Origin of the sequence: Leucobacter chromiireducens subsp. chromiireducens, assembly GCF_016758255.1 — a bacterium.
Classification (GTDB): domain Bacteria; phylum Actinomycetota; class Actinomycetes; order Actinomycetales; family Microbacteriaceae; genus Leucobacter; species Leucobacter chromiireducens.
Genome location: NZ_QYAD01000002.1, coordinates 403,303 through 420,351, shown reverse-complemented (window position 1 = coordinate 420,351; position 17,049 = coordinate 403,303). Strand labels below are relative to the sequence as shown.

Annotated in this window: 12 protein-coding genes and 1 riboswitch; of the genes, 5 read left to right on the top strand and 7 right to left on the bottom strand. The window is 66.7% G+C overall.

All coding sequences use genetic code 11. The annotated features are described in order from the left end of the window. Nucleotides 1–89 precede the first annotated feature (89 nt). Both D3226_RS07965 and D3226_RS07960 read left to right on the top strand, forming a co-directional pair. On the top strand, nucleotides 90–1,859 hold the full coding sequence (locus D3226_RS07965) for an ABC transporter permease (RefSeq protein ID WP_202381988.1): 1,770 nt from the start codon (nucleotides 90–92) through the stop codon (nucleotides 1,857–1,859). A 62-nt stretch (nucleotides 1,860–1,921) separates the two neighbouring features. Beyond that, nucleotides 1,922–3,367, top strand: a complete 1,446-nt coding sequence (locus D3226_RS07960; protein ID WP_202381987.1) for an ABC transporter ATP-binding protein — start codon at nucleotides 1,922–1,924, stop codon at nucleotides 3,365–3,367. Here D3226_RS07960 and D3226_RS07955 read toward each other — a convergent pair. The 5 genes from D3226_RS07955 to D3226_RS07935 are packed head-to-tail and all read right to left on the bottom strand — an operon-like array spanning nucleotide 3,364 to nucleotide 6,895. After that, on the bottom strand, nucleotides 3,364–4,242 hold the full coding sequence (locus tag D3226_RS07955; protein ID WP_202381986.1) for a CorA family divalent cation transporter: 879 nt from the start codon (nucleotides 4,240–4,242) through the stop codon (nucleotides 3,364–3,366). The two genes, D3226_RS07960 and D3226_RS07955, sit on opposite strands and share 4 nt — an antisense overlap. Continuing rightward, nucleotides 4,239–5,216: a magnesium transporter CorA family protein gene (locus D3226_RS07950; protein WP_202381985.1), complete on the bottom strand. Its 978-nt coding sequence runs from the start codon at nucleotides 5,214–5,216 to the stop codon at nucleotides 4,239–4,241. The genes D3226_RS07955 and D3226_RS07950 overlap by 4 nt, the downstream gene beginning before the upstream one ends. A gap of 60 nt (nucleotides 5,217–5,276) precedes the next feature. Then, complete coding sequence (locus tag D3226_RS07945; RefSeq protein WP_202381984.1) at nucleotides 5,277–5,525, bottom strand: hypothetical protein; 249 nt, start codon at nucleotides 5,523–5,525, stop codon at nucleotides 5,277–5,279. Nucleotides 5,526–5,576: 51 nt separating this feature from the next. Beyond that, the gene (locus D3226_RS07940) at nucleotides 5,577–6,569 is read right to left on the bottom strand and encodes a CorA family divalent cation transporter (protein ID WP_202381982.1); all 993 of its coding nucleotides are present in this window, start codon (nucleotides 6,567–6,569) and stop codon (nucleotides 5,577–5,579) included. Continuing rightward, complete coding sequence (locus D3226_RS07935; protein WP_202381980.1) at nucleotides 6,566–6,895, bottom strand: hypothetical protein; 330 nt, start codon at nucleotides 6,893–6,895, stop codon at nucleotides 6,566–6,568. The genes D3226_RS07940 and D3226_RS07935 overlap by 4 nt, the downstream gene beginning before the upstream one ends. Before the next feature lie 60 nt (nucleotides 6,896–6,955). Next, nucleotides 6,956–7,121: riboswitch (M-box (ykoK) riboswitch) on the bottom strand. A 140-nt stretch (nucleotides 7,122–7,261) separates the two neighbouring features. Here D3226_RS07935 and pdxS point away from each other — a divergent pair. Then, nucleotides 7,262–8,176: a pyridoxal 5'-phosphate synthase lyase subunit PdxS gene (pdxS, locus tag D3226_RS07930; RefSeq protein WP_202381978.1), complete on the top strand. Its 915-nt coding sequence runs from the start codon at nucleotides 7,262–7,264 to the stop codon at nucleotides 8,174–8,176. A 75-nt stretch (nucleotides 8,177–8,251) separates the two neighbouring features. On the opposite strand, the gene D3226_RS07925 is transcribed toward pdxS, so the two are convergent. Together D3226_RS07925 and D3226_RS07920 are read right to left on the bottom strand one after the other, a co-directional pair. Next, nucleotides 8,252–11,296, bottom strand: a complete 3,045-nt coding sequence (locus tag D3226_RS07925) for a LamG domain-containing protein (RefSeq protein WP_202381976.1) — start codon at nucleotides 11,294–11,296, stop codon at nucleotides 8,252–8,254. 159 nt (nucleotides 11,297–11,455) lie between these two features. Continuing rightward, nucleotides 11,456–13,309 (bottom strand): ABC-F family ATP-binding cassette domain-containing protein, encoded by a 1,854-nt coding sequence (locus tag D3226_RS07920; RefSeq protein ID WP_202381974.1) that lies wholly within the window; start codon nucleotides 13,307–13,309, stop codon nucleotides 11,456–11,458. Nucleotides 13,310–13,440: 131 nt separating this feature from the next. Between D3226_RS07920 and D3226_RS07915 the strand changes: the two genes are divergently transcribed. Together D3226_RS07915 and D3226_RS07910 are read left to right on the top strand one after the other, a co-directional pair. After that, a complete protein-coding gene (locus tag D3226_RS07915; protein WP_202381972.1) occupies nucleotides 13,441–15,246 on the top strand; it encodes a lipase family protein in 1,806 nt (601 codons plus the stop codon). Between the two features lie 8 nt (nucleotides 15,247–15,254). Continuing rightward, complete coding sequence (locus tag D3226_RS07910) at nucleotides 15,255–17,045, top strand: alkaline phosphatase family protein (protein WP_202381970.1); 1,791 nt, start codon at nucleotides 15,255–15,257, stop codon at nucleotides 17,043–17,045. The last annotated feature ends 4 nt before the right edge of the window (nucleotides 17,046–17,049 follow it).

The following is a 17,049-nucleotide window of genomic DNA, read 5'->3' as shown; positions in this document are numbered from 1 at the left end:
GTAGGCGCATATTCTCGTTATGCTGACTGGGGTGCGCGCGGCTCCTCCGCGGCGCACCGGGTCGAGAACACCGGCGAGGGGGTGAACGCATGGCGGCCACCCCCGCGGCCTTCAGCGCACACGATGCCGCGCTGCGCACCCGCGACCGGCTCCTCGCTGATGTCGCGGTGTTCGTCAGCGTCGCGCTGCTCCTCTGGGGCCTCCTCGAACTCACGCGCGGAATCAGCGCGAGCTTCGACCCGGTGAGTGCCCCCGACCGCGTCTCCACTGACCCGCGCATGCTCCCCGGTTACGCGGGCCGCTCCCTGCTGCGCATGTTCACGGCGCTGGCGTTGTCCACCCTGTTCGCGTTCGTTGTCGCAACCGCGGCCGCACGGCTCCCCCGCGCCAGGCGCTTCCTCCTCCCCGCGCTCGACGTGCTGCAGTCGGTTCCGGTGTTAGGCTTCCTCTCGGTCACGGTGGGCCTGTGGTTGGCGCTCTTCCCCGGGTCGATGCTCGGGCTCGAAAGCGCGGCGGTATTCGCAATCTTCACGAGCCAGGTGTGGAACATGACGTTTGCGTTCTACCAGTCCCTCATCACACAGCCGCGCGACCTCGACGAGGCCTGCCGCTCGTTGGGCCTTACGCGCTGGCAGCGCTTCTGGCGTCTCGATGCCCCGCACGGTGCGTTTCCGCTCGTGTGGAACGGCATGATGAGTTTTGGTGGCGGGTGGTTCTTCCTCCTCGCTTCGGAGGTCATCACGGTGAACTCGCACCGCTACGCGCTCCCGGGGATCGGTGCGTACGCGGCGACCGCGGCGGAGGAAGCGGAACCCGGTCACCTGGTGCTCGCGATCTGTGTGATGGTGCTCATGATCCTTGTGGTGAACGTGTGCTTCTGGCGTCCGCTCACCGCGTGGGCGGAGCGGTTTCGCACAGGGGTCTCGGGTTCCGCGGACCCGCAGCGCAGCGTGGTGCTCGAGTTGCTCCGGCGCTCATCGTTCCCTCGCCTCCTCGCGCTTGCCTTCGCACCGGTGCATGAGGGCCTTGATCGAGCCGCCCGGGCATTCGAGTCCGCCCGGCGTTCGCGCGCCGCGTCCGCACCGCACCCCCGAGTCCGGCTCGCACGGACCCGACGCGGCGGCCGCACCGCGGCGGCGGTGGTGCTCGGGATCGGGCTGACGCTCGGTGCGCTTGCCCTTCTAGCAGGGGTCGCGCGTGACACCGGGCTCGCCGAGTTCGCCGTCGCGGGTGGGCTCGGGCTGCTCACCTTCGCTCGCGTGCTCGTGCTCCTGGTGGTGGGCACACTCGTTTGGGCGCCGATCGGTCTCTGGATCGGCCTCACGCCCCGGGTCACCCGCGTCGCGCAACCGCTCGTGCAGGTGCTCGCGAGTTTCCCCGCCAACTTCCTCTTCCCGTTCGCCGCGCTCGCGTTCGTCAGCACGGGAATCAGCCTCGACGTCGGCGGCATCGTGCTCATGGCGCTGGGTGCCCAGTGGTACCTGCTGTTCAACGCGATTGCCGGCGCAGCCGCGATCCCAAACGATCTCCGCGAGGCCGCACGGAGCCTCCGCCTGGGGCCGGCCGCGCGCTGGCGGCGGCTTTACGCGCCCGCGCTCTTTCCATCCTGGGTCACCGGCGCACTCACCGCGGCGGGCGGGGCCTGGAACGCCTCCATCGTGGCGGAGGTGGTGAGCTACGGCGGGCACACGCTCACTGCGCGCGGGCTTGGCGCATACATCGCGGAGGCGACCGCGACAGGAGACTTCACGCGCGTGCTGATCGGCATTCTGGTGATGAGCGTCTTCGTGGTCACACTCAACCGGCTCGTCTGGCGCCCCCTTTACGTGCTCGCGGAACGACGGTATGCGCTCACCTAGATGTGCGGCTACAGGCTCCCTGCCTTGCCCGCCACCCCAACCATCGACACCGAGGAGCCCGCATGAGTGACTTCCGCACCCGCCCCGCAGGTGACGAGCTGCTGCGCGCCGAGCGAATGGGCATGACGTTCGCGGCCGCGGGCGAACCCGCGCTCGAGGTGTTGCGCGATGTCTCCCTCACGCTGCACCGCGGCGAGATCGTCGCGCTGCTCGGCCGATCAGGCTCCGGGAAGTCAACGCTCCTCCGTCTCCTCGCGGGACTCGCCCAGCCCAGTTCGGGAGCCGCGCTCAGCCGCGGCGAGCCCCTCACCGGCGCAAATCCCGGCACGGCGATGGTGTTCCAGTCGTTTGCGCTCCTGCCGTGGCTCACCGTGCTCGACAATGTCGAGCTCGGGCTCAGTTCCAGTGGCCTCCCCCGCGCGGAACGCCGGCGCCGCGCGCGCGAAGCCATCGACACCATCGGGCTCGACGGGTTTGAGCGCGCCTACCCGCGGGAGCTCTCGGGGGGTATGCAGCAGCGCGTCGGGTTCGCGCGCGCGTTCGTGCAGCGCCCCGACGTGCTGCTCATGGACGAGCCGTTCTCTGCCCTCGACGTGCTGACAGCCGAGCACCTGCGCAGCGAACTGCTCGAGGTGTGGGGCGCGCCGACCGCCCCCGCGGGCGCCATTTGCATCGTGACGCACAACATCGAAGAGGCGGTGCTCCTCGCCGATCGCGTCCTGGTGCTCGACGGAAGCCCCGCGACCATTGCCGCCGAGATCGCTGTGCCACTGCCCCGCCCCCGCGATCGGCGCAGTCCCACCTTCGCCGCCGCGGTCGACGAGCTCTACGCGCAGCTCACCGGGCGCCCCGCCGCCGCGGGGAGAGAGACCGGACCTCCCGGACCGCTCACGCATCCGCTTCCCGCGGCAACCGTTGGCGGGCTCGCCGGGCTCATCGAGATCGTGGTCGCGCACGATGGCCAGGCAGACCTCCCAGATCTCGCAGACGAACTCTCGTTTGACGTCTCCGACCTCCTGCCGCTCGTCGATGCCGCCCAACTGCTGCAGCTGCTAGAGGTGGCTGGCGCGCAAGCGTTTCTTACGGACGCAGGGTGGGCCTGGCACGGTGCAAGCATTGCCGAGAGCAAGGCACAGTTTGCCGCGCTGGCGGGCGAGCACGCCCCGCTCGTGCGCACCATCGTGCGGGCGCTTGAGCATAGCTCGCAGGGTGCGCTGCGCGCAGACTTCTTCCGCGACCTGCTCGCGCGTGGCTATGGCGCCTCCGACGCGCAGCGCCAGCTCGAGCTCGCGATCGATTGGGGTCGCTACGGCGAACTCTACGACTACGACGCGGACACCGAGGAGTTCGTGCTCGATGAACTCGCCGCGGGGTTCACCGCATTCCTCGCGGAGCAGGCGGGGCCGGACGCGCGTCGTGATCCCACTCGAGAAGCACCCGGTGAGATGCTGCCGGGCCCGGATCCCGACGCAGATCCGAGCCCGGCTCCGGACAGTCGTACTCCCTAACGGAGCTGCCCCGCGCGCTTCACGGTGTAGATCGGCAGGACTGCGAGGCAGAACACGCCCGCGATCTGGATCCAGGCCGACATGTTCCAGCTCAGCTCGGGCATGAACTCGAAGTTCTGCCCGTACCAATTGATGAGCGTGGAGCCCGGGATGAGGATCGCCCACAGCACCGTGAAGATCTTCACGATGTTGAGGTCGCTCGTCGAGATTCGCTGCGCGGTACCGCGCGAGTGGAAGCGATGCCGATCCACAAGAAACTCGACGCGCGTGGCCAGCGCGTCGCCCTGTTGAATGAGCGCGTCGAAATCAGCGCGGTCGTGCGCCGCGCACACCGCCGCTTCCCGCCGCAGCAGGCGGGCAAGCTGACCGAGACGAGACACCGACGTCGCCACGTGCGAGAGCACCGCGTCGATGTCCACGAGCCGCTCACTCACGCGCGGTAGGTCACTCACGCTGATACCGCGGTCGGCCCCCCGCTCCGCTTCAAGGTCGGAGACGGCTCGACGGACGCCGCGAATGTCCGACTCAATGCTCGAGAGCGCTACCGCACACGCCTGAAAACCGGCACGCACGATCGCGGCGCCCGCGACGAGGGCGTCCGGATCCGCGGCGTCGTCCCACTGCAGGCGCGCTGCGACGTCCTGCAGCAGCGGCAGTCCATCGCCGGGCTCCACCGTCGTGAGTTCACCGGAGCGAAGCACGACCGTGACCTCCGCGAGCTGCGCACCCGTGTCGTCCACCGTCACGAAGCGGAGCGGAATGCGCTGTTCGAATGTCTGTTCCTCACCCAGGGTGCGTCCTGCGAGCTCGGCATCCGCGACGCTGTCGACGAAGAGGCGAGTCCAACCGCGCTGACTGATCTTCTGCAGGCTCATCGCAGCCACCCCTTCCGCTTGATGTACCAGAGCGGAACCAGGGCGAAGATTGCGGTGGTCGCCATGACGAACCACTCTCCCCACGGCAGCGCCAGCTCCGGCATGTTCGCGAAGTTCTGGCCGTAGTACGCGGCAATGAGCGTGGGCGGCGTGAACACCGCCGTCACCACCGTGAACACCTTAATAATTTGGTTCTGCTTCAAATCGAGCGTGGTCATGAGCGACTGCTGAATGTTGCGCACCTTCGCGTGCTGGAAGCGCGCGTGGCGGCGTCCGCCCTGCACGTCAGAGAGCAGCGTCGAGTACTCGCGCTCCGCGTGCGCGCTCGAGCGCCGCATGCGCCGGGCCGCCCGCTCCAGCATGAGTTGCCCCTGGACTGCGCGGGCAATGAGCTCCTCCGCCCCGCCGAGGGAGACCGCGGTCTGCGCGATGTCAGCGACGCCAACCTGGCGCCCCTCCATCTTGAAGCCGCCGCTACTGTCGACCGCTTCATCCGCGAGGTCGTTCAAGACGAGCGAAATCTGGTTCACCGTGTCTTGCATCGCATCGTTGAGCCCCTCGATGATCACCAGGAGCACCTCGCGGCTCGTCGCTGCTGAGGACAGTCCAGAGACTCGGGCCTGAGCCGCGGCAAGCGCGGGCACCGGGCGATCCGGCTCCACCGTGATGAGGAGCTCATCACTCACGGCGATGAGGATCGTGGCGCTCGTAAACACCGTGCTTGTGGCGGCGGGTCCTGAGGCGAAGGGCAGGGGAAGCTCGAGGGGCAGCAGGGCGAAACCGTGTTCGTCGACGGGGTGCGGCACCCGTCGATCGAGGTCGATGCCCAGCTGCGCTCGAATATCGGCGAGCAACGGCCGATCGGCGGCGCGCACGCGCAGCCAGCCGGTGCGGGGAAGCTCGGTTCGGAGTGAGGTGTCAGCCACAGCGGTTCCGCCGCTCTGAACCGGGATGGGCGCGGTGTTCTCGTACATGCGCGTCACCTTTCGTGTGTGGGGTCGCGGTGCGAGCGCGACCAAGTGTGTGGGTTCGGCCTAGCCGAGGGCGACGCCGTAGAGGTGGAGGCCCGCGAAGCAGGCGATGATGCCCGCGTAGAGCACCACCACGGCCCAGATGATCTCTTTCTCGATCTTCGAGGTGCGTGCGCGTCGATCGTCCTGTGCGCCAGCGTTCCCCGCCTGCCCCGGCTGATCCGTGCCGAGCGCGGTGAGTTCGAGGCGCGAGCTCCAGGCAAGCGGGGTAGCGCGGCGATCCTGCTGGGGCTGCGTGTTCTGGTGAGTCATGTTCTGTGTCCTTTGCGTGTGAAGTGTGGGGCGGAAAAACTGGCTACGCGCCTAGCGCAGCCAGCCGCGACGGCGCACGTAGATGAGCGGCAGCATCGCGAAGACGAAGCTGAGCACGATGATGGCGGGCTCGGCGAGGTCCCAGCTGAGGATGGGCATGTACTCGAAGTTCATGCTGTAGTACGTGGAGAGCAGCATCACGGGGAGGAACACGGCCGTGACCACGGAGAAGACCTTGATGATCTGGTTCTGCTTGACGTTGAGCGCGAGGTTGTTGGTCTGCTGGAGCAGACGAACCCGGTCGTGCACGAAGTCAATGTGCGGTTCAATGGCCTCAATGTCGTCGATCAGTCGCGCAAGATCGGTGCGCGCTTCCCCGCCGAGCACTCGCAGGTGCCCGCGCAAGTGCCGCGCGGCCTCAGCAAGCACAAGCTGATGCTCCATACAGTGAGAGAGCAGTTCCTCCATGTCGGCGAGCTCCTGCTGCGTCGTCGTGACGTCACTCACCCCGAACTCACGAGCCTTCTTCGTCTCGAGGCTGTGCAAAATGGCGCTCGTCTGCGTCATCATGTGTTCGGTCCCGTCACTGAGACTTCCGACCAGTTCGTCGGTCGTGTCAGCGATCGCCTGCAGGATGCTCGCGGTGATCTCGATCGGGGTGTCATCGTCGCGCGAGTCACGAGCCATCCGCGTCACCGCGAGGTCGAGCGACGCGCAGCCTCGCAGAGGTTCCACGGTCACGACAGTATCCGCGCTCACTGCAATTGCGATGCGCGTCTCGGAGTACGAGAGATGGTCGCGTTCAACGGTCCCGACAGCGATGTGGGTCACCTCGCCGTCCGCCGCGAACGCCGGGGTGCCGGGAGCGGGGAGCGTAACCCCGGTCTCCTTCTGCACCTGTTCGACGAGCTGGGGGTCGTCCCCCACCAAGCGCACCCAGCGGCCGCCACTCAGCCGCTCGATCCGGCCGAAGCGGGCGATCTGTTCTTCGATGGTGTACATAATGTCGCTCTCTTTCGTGAGGCGCGGAGATTCCGCGCTCACTCGCCTTCCTTGTAGAAGCCGCTGTGGGTCCCGGACGTTGAGGACGTCTGGGTCTCAAGGTCGTAATTGAAGACGTGCAAACACGCGGTAATACCGAGCGTGAGCACGCTGCTCACCGCCACGATTCGGGTGGTGAACTTCTCGTAGCGGGTGGGCTTGCGGCGCGAACGTGAGTCGCTCGCGGTGCGGCTGAATGACTGGCTGCGCCAGGGCTCGGCCTCCCGGGTCGGTCGCGGGTCGTCGTCACCCGACTGCGGGGGCGCTCCCGGGCGAAGCGGCTGATGGACCTGCCAGAACAGGATGGGTTCAATGATCGCTGCGGGCATAGCGTTGTTTCCTCTCACGGCACGCAGAGTGGAGCCGACGACGAAGCCGTCGACTCAGGGACCGCGCTTCCATGTCAGAGCTTCGGCATTGCGTGACGTAATCCTGTGGCAGCCACTTGGGGCACCCCCTTAATCCGAGGGAACCTGTCCTGATCTTGGGCATCTCTCGATGTCGTCAGATCAGTGGCCTGTGTTCACGCAAGAGCCTCACCGAACGAAGCGCAGCACCACTCTAACAACATTCAACCACTTGCGCAAATAACTGCATGAACAGCAATGCCAAGAGGCACGCAAGACGAATTGGTCCACTCCATACGAATAAAAGTGGATCTTGAGGAGAACCAAAACGCCGGGCAGGCTGGCTGCATGACACACACCGATACCCCACCAGCATTCCCCGCCCCGCTCCTCACCGCGGGCGTACGCCGCGGCCTCGCCGAGCACCTCACCGGCGGCGTCATTATGGACGTCGTGACGCCCGAGCAGGCCCGCATCGCTGAGCAGGCCGGCGCGGTCGCTGTGATGGCGCTCGAGCGGGTGCCCGCGGACATTCGCGCACAGGGTGGCGTTGCCCGCATGAGCGATCCCGATTTGATCGCGGGGATTCAAGACGCGGTAGCTATTCCAGTCATGGCGAAGGCTCGCATCGGGCACTTCGTTGAGGCCCAGATCCTTGAGACCCTAAGCATCGACTTCATCGATGAGTCGGAGGTGCTGAGCCCCGCGGACTATGCGCATCACATCGACAAGCACGCGTTCAGTGCCCCATTCGTGTGCGGGGCCACCAACCTTGGCGAAGCGCTCCGTCGCATCGCCGAGGGCGCCGCCATGATCCGCTCGAAGGGCGAGGCAGGGACGGGCGACGTCTCTGAGGCCACCCGCCACCTCCGCACGATTCGCGCGGAAATCGCACGCCTGAAGGGGCTGGATGAAGCTGAACTGTACGTCGAGGCGAAAGAGCTCCAGGCCCCACTCGAGCTCGTGCGCGAGGTCGCAGCCGCGGGCAGGTTGCCCGTGCCACTGCTCACCGCCGGAGGAATCGCGACCCCAGCGGACGCGGCAATGATGATGCAGTTGGGTGCTGACGGCGTCTTCGTGGGATCCGGCATCTTCACGACCGGCGATCCCGCCCGCCGAGCCGCGGCCATTGTGTCGGCAACCCAGCAGTTCACGGACCCCGAGGCCGTACTCGCTGCGTCCCGGGGGCTCGGCCCCGCCATGGTCGGCATCAGCGTTGCGGATCTGCCGGCTCCGCACCGGCTCGCCGAGCGCGGCTGGTAGGCGCGAGCTTCTCGCCGTAGCAGGAGCGGGGGCCGCACCAAATGATGCGGCCCCCGCCCGTGTACGCCGTCGTGGCTACTGCTTGCGCGCGCGACGGAGGCCGAACACACCCGCCGCAGCCGCGAGCAGCGCCGCAGCGCCGCCGGCCAGCGCCCAGCTCGTCATCGCGTTTCCGCCGGTCTCGGCGAGCGCGCCTCCGGCCGGCTGAGCTCCCGCACCGACCGTGCTTCCGGCGTTCTCGCCGCCGGTGTTCCCACCGTTCTCACCACCGGTGTTCCCGCCGTTCTCACCGCCGGTGTTCCCACCGTTCTCGCCGCCGTTCTCGCCGCCATCGGTGATCGCCGCAAATGCCACCGACACGAGCACCTTGCCGTTCACGCCGCTCAGCACAAGCTCCTCGCCCACAAGGGCGAAGCTCTCCGCACCGGTCACGGTGATTTCCGCGTCAGCGATCTGGAAGCCGGCCGCGGGAGCAAGCGCCAGGCGCACCTCGGCACCTCGGTCTGCAACGCCCTCACTCGGTGTCACCGCGCCGCCCTGCGCCGCGACCTGGTACGTGAAGCGCACCGTTTGCGCCTCCACCGCGTCAACGGCACCCTTGAGCGACGCGAAGCTCGTGCGCAACGCGTCCTTCGTGGGCGCAGCGCTCGCCACGAGCTGAGCGCTTGCCTCGGTAGCTGCGGCGAGCGCGTCGCCGAGTGCGGCGTCAAAGACGCGCCCATTCTCGGCCTCGACCGCGTTGGCGGCGATGAGTTCCTTCGCGTAGTCAACGGCGCGCGTCAGCGCCGTCGTTTCGGCTCCGGTATCATCCGCGGCAAACAGACCGGCGATCTCCTCCGCAGACAGTGCAGAGTCCCACATCTTGAGGTCGTCCATATCGAGGCCCGCCCCATAGCTCTTGCTCCCATCAACACCGACGAGTATGTTGAGTCCGCTCGTCATGCTGCCGATCTGGGCGATGCTCGTCTCTTTCGCGAGCTCGCCGTCCATGTACACGCGTGCCACGTTCTGTGCACGGTCGACGGTGAGCGTCATGTGATGCCAGGCGTTTCGGTAGTTTGTCACGTCGCCCGTTGCGTAGACCCCGTTGACGCCATCGCCGAGTGTGAACTCGAGCTTGCTGGTGTCCCCGCCCTGCGGCGCGAGATTGATGCCCGAGCGGTACCAGTTGGCCCAGTTCTTGTTGCTGATAATCGCACCGTAGCCGTTGACCCCGGTGACCTTCGTCCAGAAGCTGATGGTCAGGTTCTTGTCCGTGCCGAGATCGAACTCGGGACGCGAGCCGAGGTCGACGTAGCTGCCGGCGCCCGCGCCAACCCGGAGCGCCTGCCCATCGGCCCCCGCACGATCCGTGTCGACGTAGGTGACGGAGCCGACGGGCTGCGCGACCGGAGCCGTGGCGGATGCCGAACCTGTGTCGCTCAGGTCGCCCTCGAACTCAAGGTTCAGGAACTCGCCCGTGGGAGCCTCGCCCGGTGCTTCCGGGAATTCAGGGAACTCGAGTGTGCCTGCGGTGCGGACCGTGCCGATGAGGGGCTCCGACTTGTTCTGGAAGTCGTCGAAGGCGGTGATGGACACGGTGTAGTTCTTTGCCGAGTCAAGGCCCTGGATGTCGAAGCCCATCATGTTCGGCGTCATGTAGAAGCGCGAGTACGCCTTGAACGTGCCAGAGAACGACTTTGCCGCGTTGCTCCCGAAGTCAGGAACCTGGTTCGCGGTGAACGTTACTGGCTTCCCCGCAGCGTCCGTGATCGAGACCTCGTAGTAGTTCACGAGCTCGTCGTCCTTCGCCTGATCGAAGCCGAGCGTGAGCGAAGTCTCGGTCACGTCACTCGCGCGCACCGCGGCTGCGTCCCACCAGGGTGCGACGGTGCTGCGCTGTTCCTTCGTGTAGGTGAAGCCGGCCTTCCCCTGGGTGGTGTCGACAACCCAGGGCATGCCGATCCAGCGCTGGTGCGTGACGTCGAAGCGGCGGATGACCGTCTCGCCGTCTTCGAGCACCGTGATGAAGTTTGCGCTCTTCTGCGGAGTCCCATTCTTCGCGTCACCCTGGTTGCCCCCAAAATAGCCGCCGCCAATAAAGTCGCCCGGCACATCCTGGTAGATGTAGTTCATGGAGGCGTTCTCGTAGACGGTGAAGTCTTTCTGGTAAATGCTCGTCTCCGGGTTCGACGAGAAGTGCGTGTGCGCCGAGCCGAGCACCGCTTGCGGGTACTCAGCAAGGATGCGCTGCAGCTCGGGGCCAGCGAGATCGTAGTCGCCGTGGAACGGGCCACCCAACGAGGTGCCGGCGTAGCCGCTGTGAATCGAGACGAAGATTGGTTGTGCCGGGTCGTAGTCGGGCTTCGCCGCGATGTCGGCAAGCGTCTGCTTCAAGAACGCCTGGTAACCGCTCCGCTGACCGCCGTAGCCAAACGTTTCCTTGCCGTTGTAGTCCAGGCCAATGAAGTCGATGCCCTCGATGGTCGTGTGGAAGTTGCTGACGTACTCCGTGTCAGCGTTGGGGTAGAACCACTCGGGAGCTCCCGCCGGTGCGCGCTCGGCACGCGCCTCCGCAATCGACTTCCCCATCAGGTCCGCAATGTCGTGGTTGCCCTGGGTAAGCAGCACCTGCGAGTCCGGGAAGTTCTCGCGGAACACGCGTTCGATCGCACGGTACCAGCCGCGTACCTTCTCGCTGTCGCCCGCGAGGTGCGCGGAGTACTCGGGGTCGTTCGCCCCGACCACGTCACCGTTGTCGACCACGGCCTTCGGGTCGAAGCCCTTCGCGTCCGCCCACTTGCGAATGCTCTCGAAGTGACGCGCAGCCCCCTCGTATGCAACCTGCTCCGAGGTCTTGTCGGCGGTTGCTGTGCCGCCGAGCTCGGTGTCCGACATCGTGATGAACTCGAGCTTCGCGTCGGCGCCGTTGTAGGCATCGTTTGCGGCGTCGATGCGTTCCTGCGTCATCGCCTGCGGGGCCCCGGAGGCGGCCGGCGTTTGCTCCACGGCGACCGCGGGCAGCGCGGGAACAAGCAGCGTGAGCGCGGTGAACGCGGCGACGGTGCCGGCTCGCAGGGCACGACGCGAGGATGCCGCGAGGCAGGCGGGCTGCTGCGGCGGGCGGTGGGCGTGCAACATGGATGTCCTTTCAGATGGGGAGATGCACCGAGGTGCCCCATCATTCATCCACTCGCAGGGGGTCGACCGGTGTCGCCCGGGTAAACGCACCGCGAACAAGCGCTAGCCGCGCCCCACATCCCTGCACCGCTGTGCACAGTTGCGCAGCGGTGCGGTCTGTTAGCCGATCTCTTCGGACAGCTCGAGCCACTTCTCTTCGAGCTCGCCTACCTCGGCCTCGAGCGCCGCGATCTTCGCCATCTCCGCGTTCAGCAGCGTGTAGTCACTCTGGTCGAGCGTTGCGAGCCGATCCCGATCCTTCACGATCTGCTGTTGCAGCTTCTCCATCTTGCGCTCCACCGCAGACAGCTCCTTCTGCGCCGCGCGCAGCTCGGAACCGCCGAGCTTCGGGGCGGCGGCCGGAGCCGATCCCGCGCTGGGTGATGCCGCGGACCTCGCGGCCGGAGCGCTCACTGCCGCGCTCCCCCCGCTCACCGCGGCATCGCGCTTCGCAGCTTCCTCGGCCGCACGCAGCTCGAGGTACTGGTCGACCCCGCCAGGGAGGTGACGCAGCGTGCGATCGAAAATGGCGTACTGCTGATCGGTGACCCGCTCGAGGAAGTACCGGTCGTGCGACACCACGATGAGGGTGCCGGGCCACGAGTCGAGCAGATCCTCCATCGCGGCAAGCATGTCCGTATCGAGGTCGTTTGTGGGCTCATCGAGGATCAGCACGTTCGGCTGGTTGAGCAGGATGAGGAGCAGCTGGAGGCGCCGCTTCTGGCCACCGGAGAGATCCTTCACGGGCGTAGAGACCTGCGCGCTCGAGAATCCCATGCGCTCGAGTAGCTGGCCTGGCGTGAGCTCCTGCGCCTTCGAGCCGCTGCCCACCGTGAAGCTCGAGCGGAGACGCCCGATCACCGTGCGAACCGGCTCGTTCAAGTGCTCCTCGAGCTCGTCGAGGCGCTGCGTGAGCGTGGCGACCTTCACGGTGGTGCCGCGCTTCACCGAGCCGCTCGTGGGCTCGGTGGTGCCCGAGATAAGCCCGAGCAGGGTCGACTTGCCCGCGCCATTGACGCCCAGAATGCCGGTGCGCTCACCGGGCGCGAGCCGCCACTCGACATCCTCGAGGATCACGCGATCGCCGTAGCTCACCCCCGCGTCGAGCAGATTGACGACCTCCTTGCCGAGTCGAGCTACCGCCATCGATTGCAGGGACACGCGATCCCGAATCTCCGGCACGTCAGCGATGAGCTCGTTTGCGGCGTCGATGCGGAACTTCGGCTTCGAGGTGCGTGCGGGGGCACCGCGCCGCAACCATGCGAGCTCCTTGCGTGCGAGGTTCTGGCGCTTCTGCTCAATGGTTGCCGCCTGGCGGTCGCGCTCCACCCGCTGCAGAATGTACGCCGCATAGCCGCCTTCGAAGGGCTCCACGATGCGATCGTGCACCTCCCACGTGGTGTTGCACACCTCGTCGAGGAACCAGCGATCGTGCGTCACGACGAGCAGAGCGCCCTGACCCCGCGGCCACCGGCGCTTCAGGTGCTCGGCGAGCCACGCGATGCCCTCAACATCGAGGTGGTTCGTGGGCTCGTCGAGGAAGAGAATGTCGAAGTCACCGGAGAGCAGACGCGCGAGCGCCACACGGCGGCGCTGGCCTCCCGAGAGCGAGTCGACGGGCGCCTCCCAGTCGAGATCGGACACCAGCCCCGCAATGACCTCGCGAGTGCGCGGGTCGCCCGCCCACTCGTACTCCACGCGGTCGCCCACAATCGCGTGCCCCACGGTCTCACCCGCATCAAACACATCCGCCTGATCGAGCACCCCGATCGTCGTGCCGCCCCGGACGGTCACCTTGCCGCTGTCGGGCTCGCGGCGTCCTGCGAGCATCATGAGGAGACTCGACTTGCCGTCGCCATTGCGGCCGACGATACCGATCCGGTCGCCCTCAGCGACGCCGAGCGTCACCGAGTCGAACACGGTCTTGGTCGGAACTTCGAGGTGGAGGGCTTCAGCCCCGAGAAGATGTGCCATAACCCCTCCAGCGTAGTTCAGTTCGATGAGGATCCCCCGCACCCTGCGCGCCCGCCACTACGCTAGGAGCGTCGCCCTGCGCGGCAGGCCCCTCCCGGAGCGACCCGGGCGCCGAAGAAAGAGGAACGCACGTGCCCGTTCGGACTCGGATCACCCAGGCCCTTGCGCCGCTCGCCGGCCCGGCACGCGCGCTCATCGGCCTCGCCGCCGCCGCACTCGGGGGTGTGTTGATCCTCGCCCCGCTCTCCGTGCAACAGGTCGCGATTGTCACAGGGCTCGGTCTCGCACTGATCGGCTCCGCGGCGCTCCTCTTCCCCACACTTGACGGCGTCACCCGCGCGGCGGCCCGCGCACTCGGCATCGTCTTCGTTGTCGTGGGTGGGATCCTCGCGCTCTGGCCCACCGCTGGCGCGCCCTGGCTGGCGTTCCTGGTCGGCGCGGCGCTCGTCTGCTCCGGGATATTCCAGGTTGTGCAGGTCGTGCGCAACGGCGGCGATTCCCGGGCGACCAGCATCATTGGGGCGCTCGCAAGCGTCGTGTTCGGCATCGTCGCGTTCTCGTGGCCCGTGCTGACGCTCACCGTGTTCCGCCTCGGCACCGGCGCGTTCCTTGTGTTCTTCGGGCTGCAGATCGTGTTTTTCGCGCTGACGAAGCGCGCACCGGGGCCACGCGCGCCGCGCAGCGCGCTCGCACGCTGGTCGCGCACTGCGGGGGCAGCGCTCGCGCTCGTACTCGCCGTTGCCCTCGCGCTCGGCACAGGGTGGATCCTCGGCGGCGTTCCGCTCCCCCAGCCGGGGCGGTTCTACGCGGCGCCCGACAGCGTGCCGACAGAGCCCGGGCAGCTGCTGCGAACCGAGCGCCTCAGCGAGGGCGTGCCTCATGGCGCTGAGGCGTGGCGCATGCTCTACACGACCACCAACGCCGACGGCACGGCAGCGCTCTCGAGCGGAACCATCATCGCGCCGAAGCAGCGCGGCTCCGATCCGCTCCCGCTCCTGTCCATCGCACACGGCACCACCGGAGTCGCGGCGAAGTGCGCGCCGTCGCTCAGCGCAACTCCGTTTTCGGACGGCGCTGGCGCAGCGCTTGAGCAGATGGTCACCGAGCACGGCTGGGTGGCGGTGACCTCCGACTACATCGGGCTCGGCACCGCAGGAACGCACCCATACCTGGTGGGCGAGGCCGAGGCGCGCAACGTGCTCGATGCGGCGCGTGCGGCGCATCAGTTCACGGAGCTTACGCTCACCAGCAACACGGTCGTGTGGGGGCACTCGCAGGGCGGGCAGGGTGCGCTCTGGACCGGGCAGCTTGCGGCAGAGTACGCACCAGAGATTGGGATCGCGGGCGTCGCCGCCTTCGCGCCTGCCGCAAACCTGTACGGCTTGGCCGAGGTGAACAAGAACGAGGCGACGGGCAAGACCGTGTCCGCCTACATCGCGGCAACCTGGAATGAGCTTTTCCCGGAGCTTGACCTCGCTGCCGAGCTAACCCCGGGATCCTCGCGTGGCGTCGAGAAGATCCAGGATCTCTGCTTCAACGGGCAGGACGTTTTGGCCGCGATTCTTCGCGGCACGCAGGTGCCGAACCAAATCTTCCCGGATAGCGTGCTTGCGGGAGACTTCGGTCGATTGCTCCGCGAGCAGACGCCCACCGGCCCGTTCCCCGCGCCGGTGCTCGTCGCTCAGGGGCTCGCGGATCCGCTCGTACGGCCAGAGCAGCAGCGCGAGTGGGTCGCTGACCGCTGCGCGGCAGACGCCGAGCTCGAGTACCGCGAATACGCGGGGCTCGATCATCTGTCCCTGGTGGCGGCGGATTCGCCCCTCACGACCGAGCTCGTCACCTGGACGCTGGATCGCTGGGCGGGGACCCCGACAAGGGGCACCTGCACTGCGTGGACAACAGACGAATCATCCGCCGAGGTACCTTCGACGTCATAAGGAGCAGCATGAGCGAGACCCCACAGCCGCGGTCACCACAGCCGACGGAGCCCGAGAGACCAGAGGCCACGCCGACGGAGAAATCACGGCTCACGAGCCGGCGGGGCTTTCTCCGCACGGGCGGCGCCATTGCCGCGGGAATTGCAGCGGGCGGAGCGGCAGGAGCCGCCATCACATCCGCGGCAAGTTCTCCTGACCCAGGCTCGCCGTATATCCCCGAGCGGTTTGCGCGGCCGAAACCTCGATCAGAACCAGGTTTCGACCATCTTGTCGTGGTCATGGGTGAAAACCGTTCATTCGACAACCTCCTCGGATATCTCTACTCGCCGGACTCACCCGCGCCGGGAAAGTCTTTCGAGGGGCTCGCCTTTGCGAACCACAGCAACACCGCGGAGGACGGCTCCGTCGTGCCCGCGCACGTCTACTCTGGCCCGACTGATCAGATCATGGGCAGCCCTGATCCCGATCCCGGCGAAGAATATCCGCACGTCAATACGCAGCTGTTCGGCAGAATTGACGACCACAATCGCGGCAAGGATCTTGCCGACCTCACCGTGCCCTTCCACGCACCGCCGCCCGGCACTCCCGCGACCATGTCCGGCTTCGTGCTCGACTACGAGCACGACTTCAGCACCAGAACCGGCCGCCCACCCACGGCGAGCGAGCGCAACCAGATCATGGGGTCGTTCTCGCCCGAAATGCTGCCCGTACTCTCCACGCTCGCGCGCGAGTTCGGTGTGTATGATCACTGGTTCTGTGCTGTGCCAAGCCAGACGTTTTGCAACCGGAGTTTTTTCCATGCTTCGACCTCGCATGGTTTTGTGACGAACATGCTGAACGGCGGATATCGCAAGTGGCTCGATGCCGCACCAACCCCGACGGTGTTCACCCGTTTGGAGGACGCTGGACTCAGCTGGCGCATTTACTTCGATGAGCTGCAGCTGGTCTCCTTCACGGGTGTGCTGCACGCGCCTGTTCTACGGAAGTACTGGCGAACCGAGCGGTTCGCCACCATGGCGCAGTTCCACCGCGACGTCGCAGACGGGACTCTCCCCGAGTACGCATTCGTCGAACCACGCATGGTCTTCAACCACAACGACTTCCATCCACCGGTCGGGAGGCTCCGCGAGGGCAGCGAGGACGGTGAACGCGTCTATTCTGGCGCGATCTCAGACGTCCGGGCAGGCGAAGCGCTGGTCAACGAGGTGTATGCCGCAATTCGAAACTCGACCGCGGCTCAAGGATCCAACTATCTCAACACAGCGCTGCTCATCACTTTCGATGAGCATGGTGGAACGTACGACCATGTCCCGCCTCCCCGCGCGACTCCTCCTGATGCGTCCGGCGCTGGCGAGATGGGTTTCGGTTTTGACAGGCTGGGTTGCCGGGTTCCCGCAATCATCGTCTCCGCACACACCGAGCGCGGGAGTGTCTTCACCGAGGAGATGCACCATGGTTCGCTCGCGGCCACGCTTTCAGAGCGCTTCGGAATCGAAGCGCTGACTCAGCGCGATCATGGCGCACGCACGCTCCGAGGGGCGTTCAACCGCCCCGTTCCCCGGCATGTCGCAGATTGGCCGCAGCCCGTTCCAGCATACGTTCCGCCAAACCCTGAGGCGCACCCTGCAGAGGTCGACTCCGAGCGCCCGTTGAGTCCGCCCGCGCGCGGATTGATCGGGCTCCTCCTGCATGAGTTTGGTACGGCAACGGAGCGGGAAAGCCCGCCTGAGACCTTCGGCGAGGCCTACCGAGTGCTCACCAAGTATGGCTCTGGACTATTCGGAGTCCAGGCGAAGTAGTCGC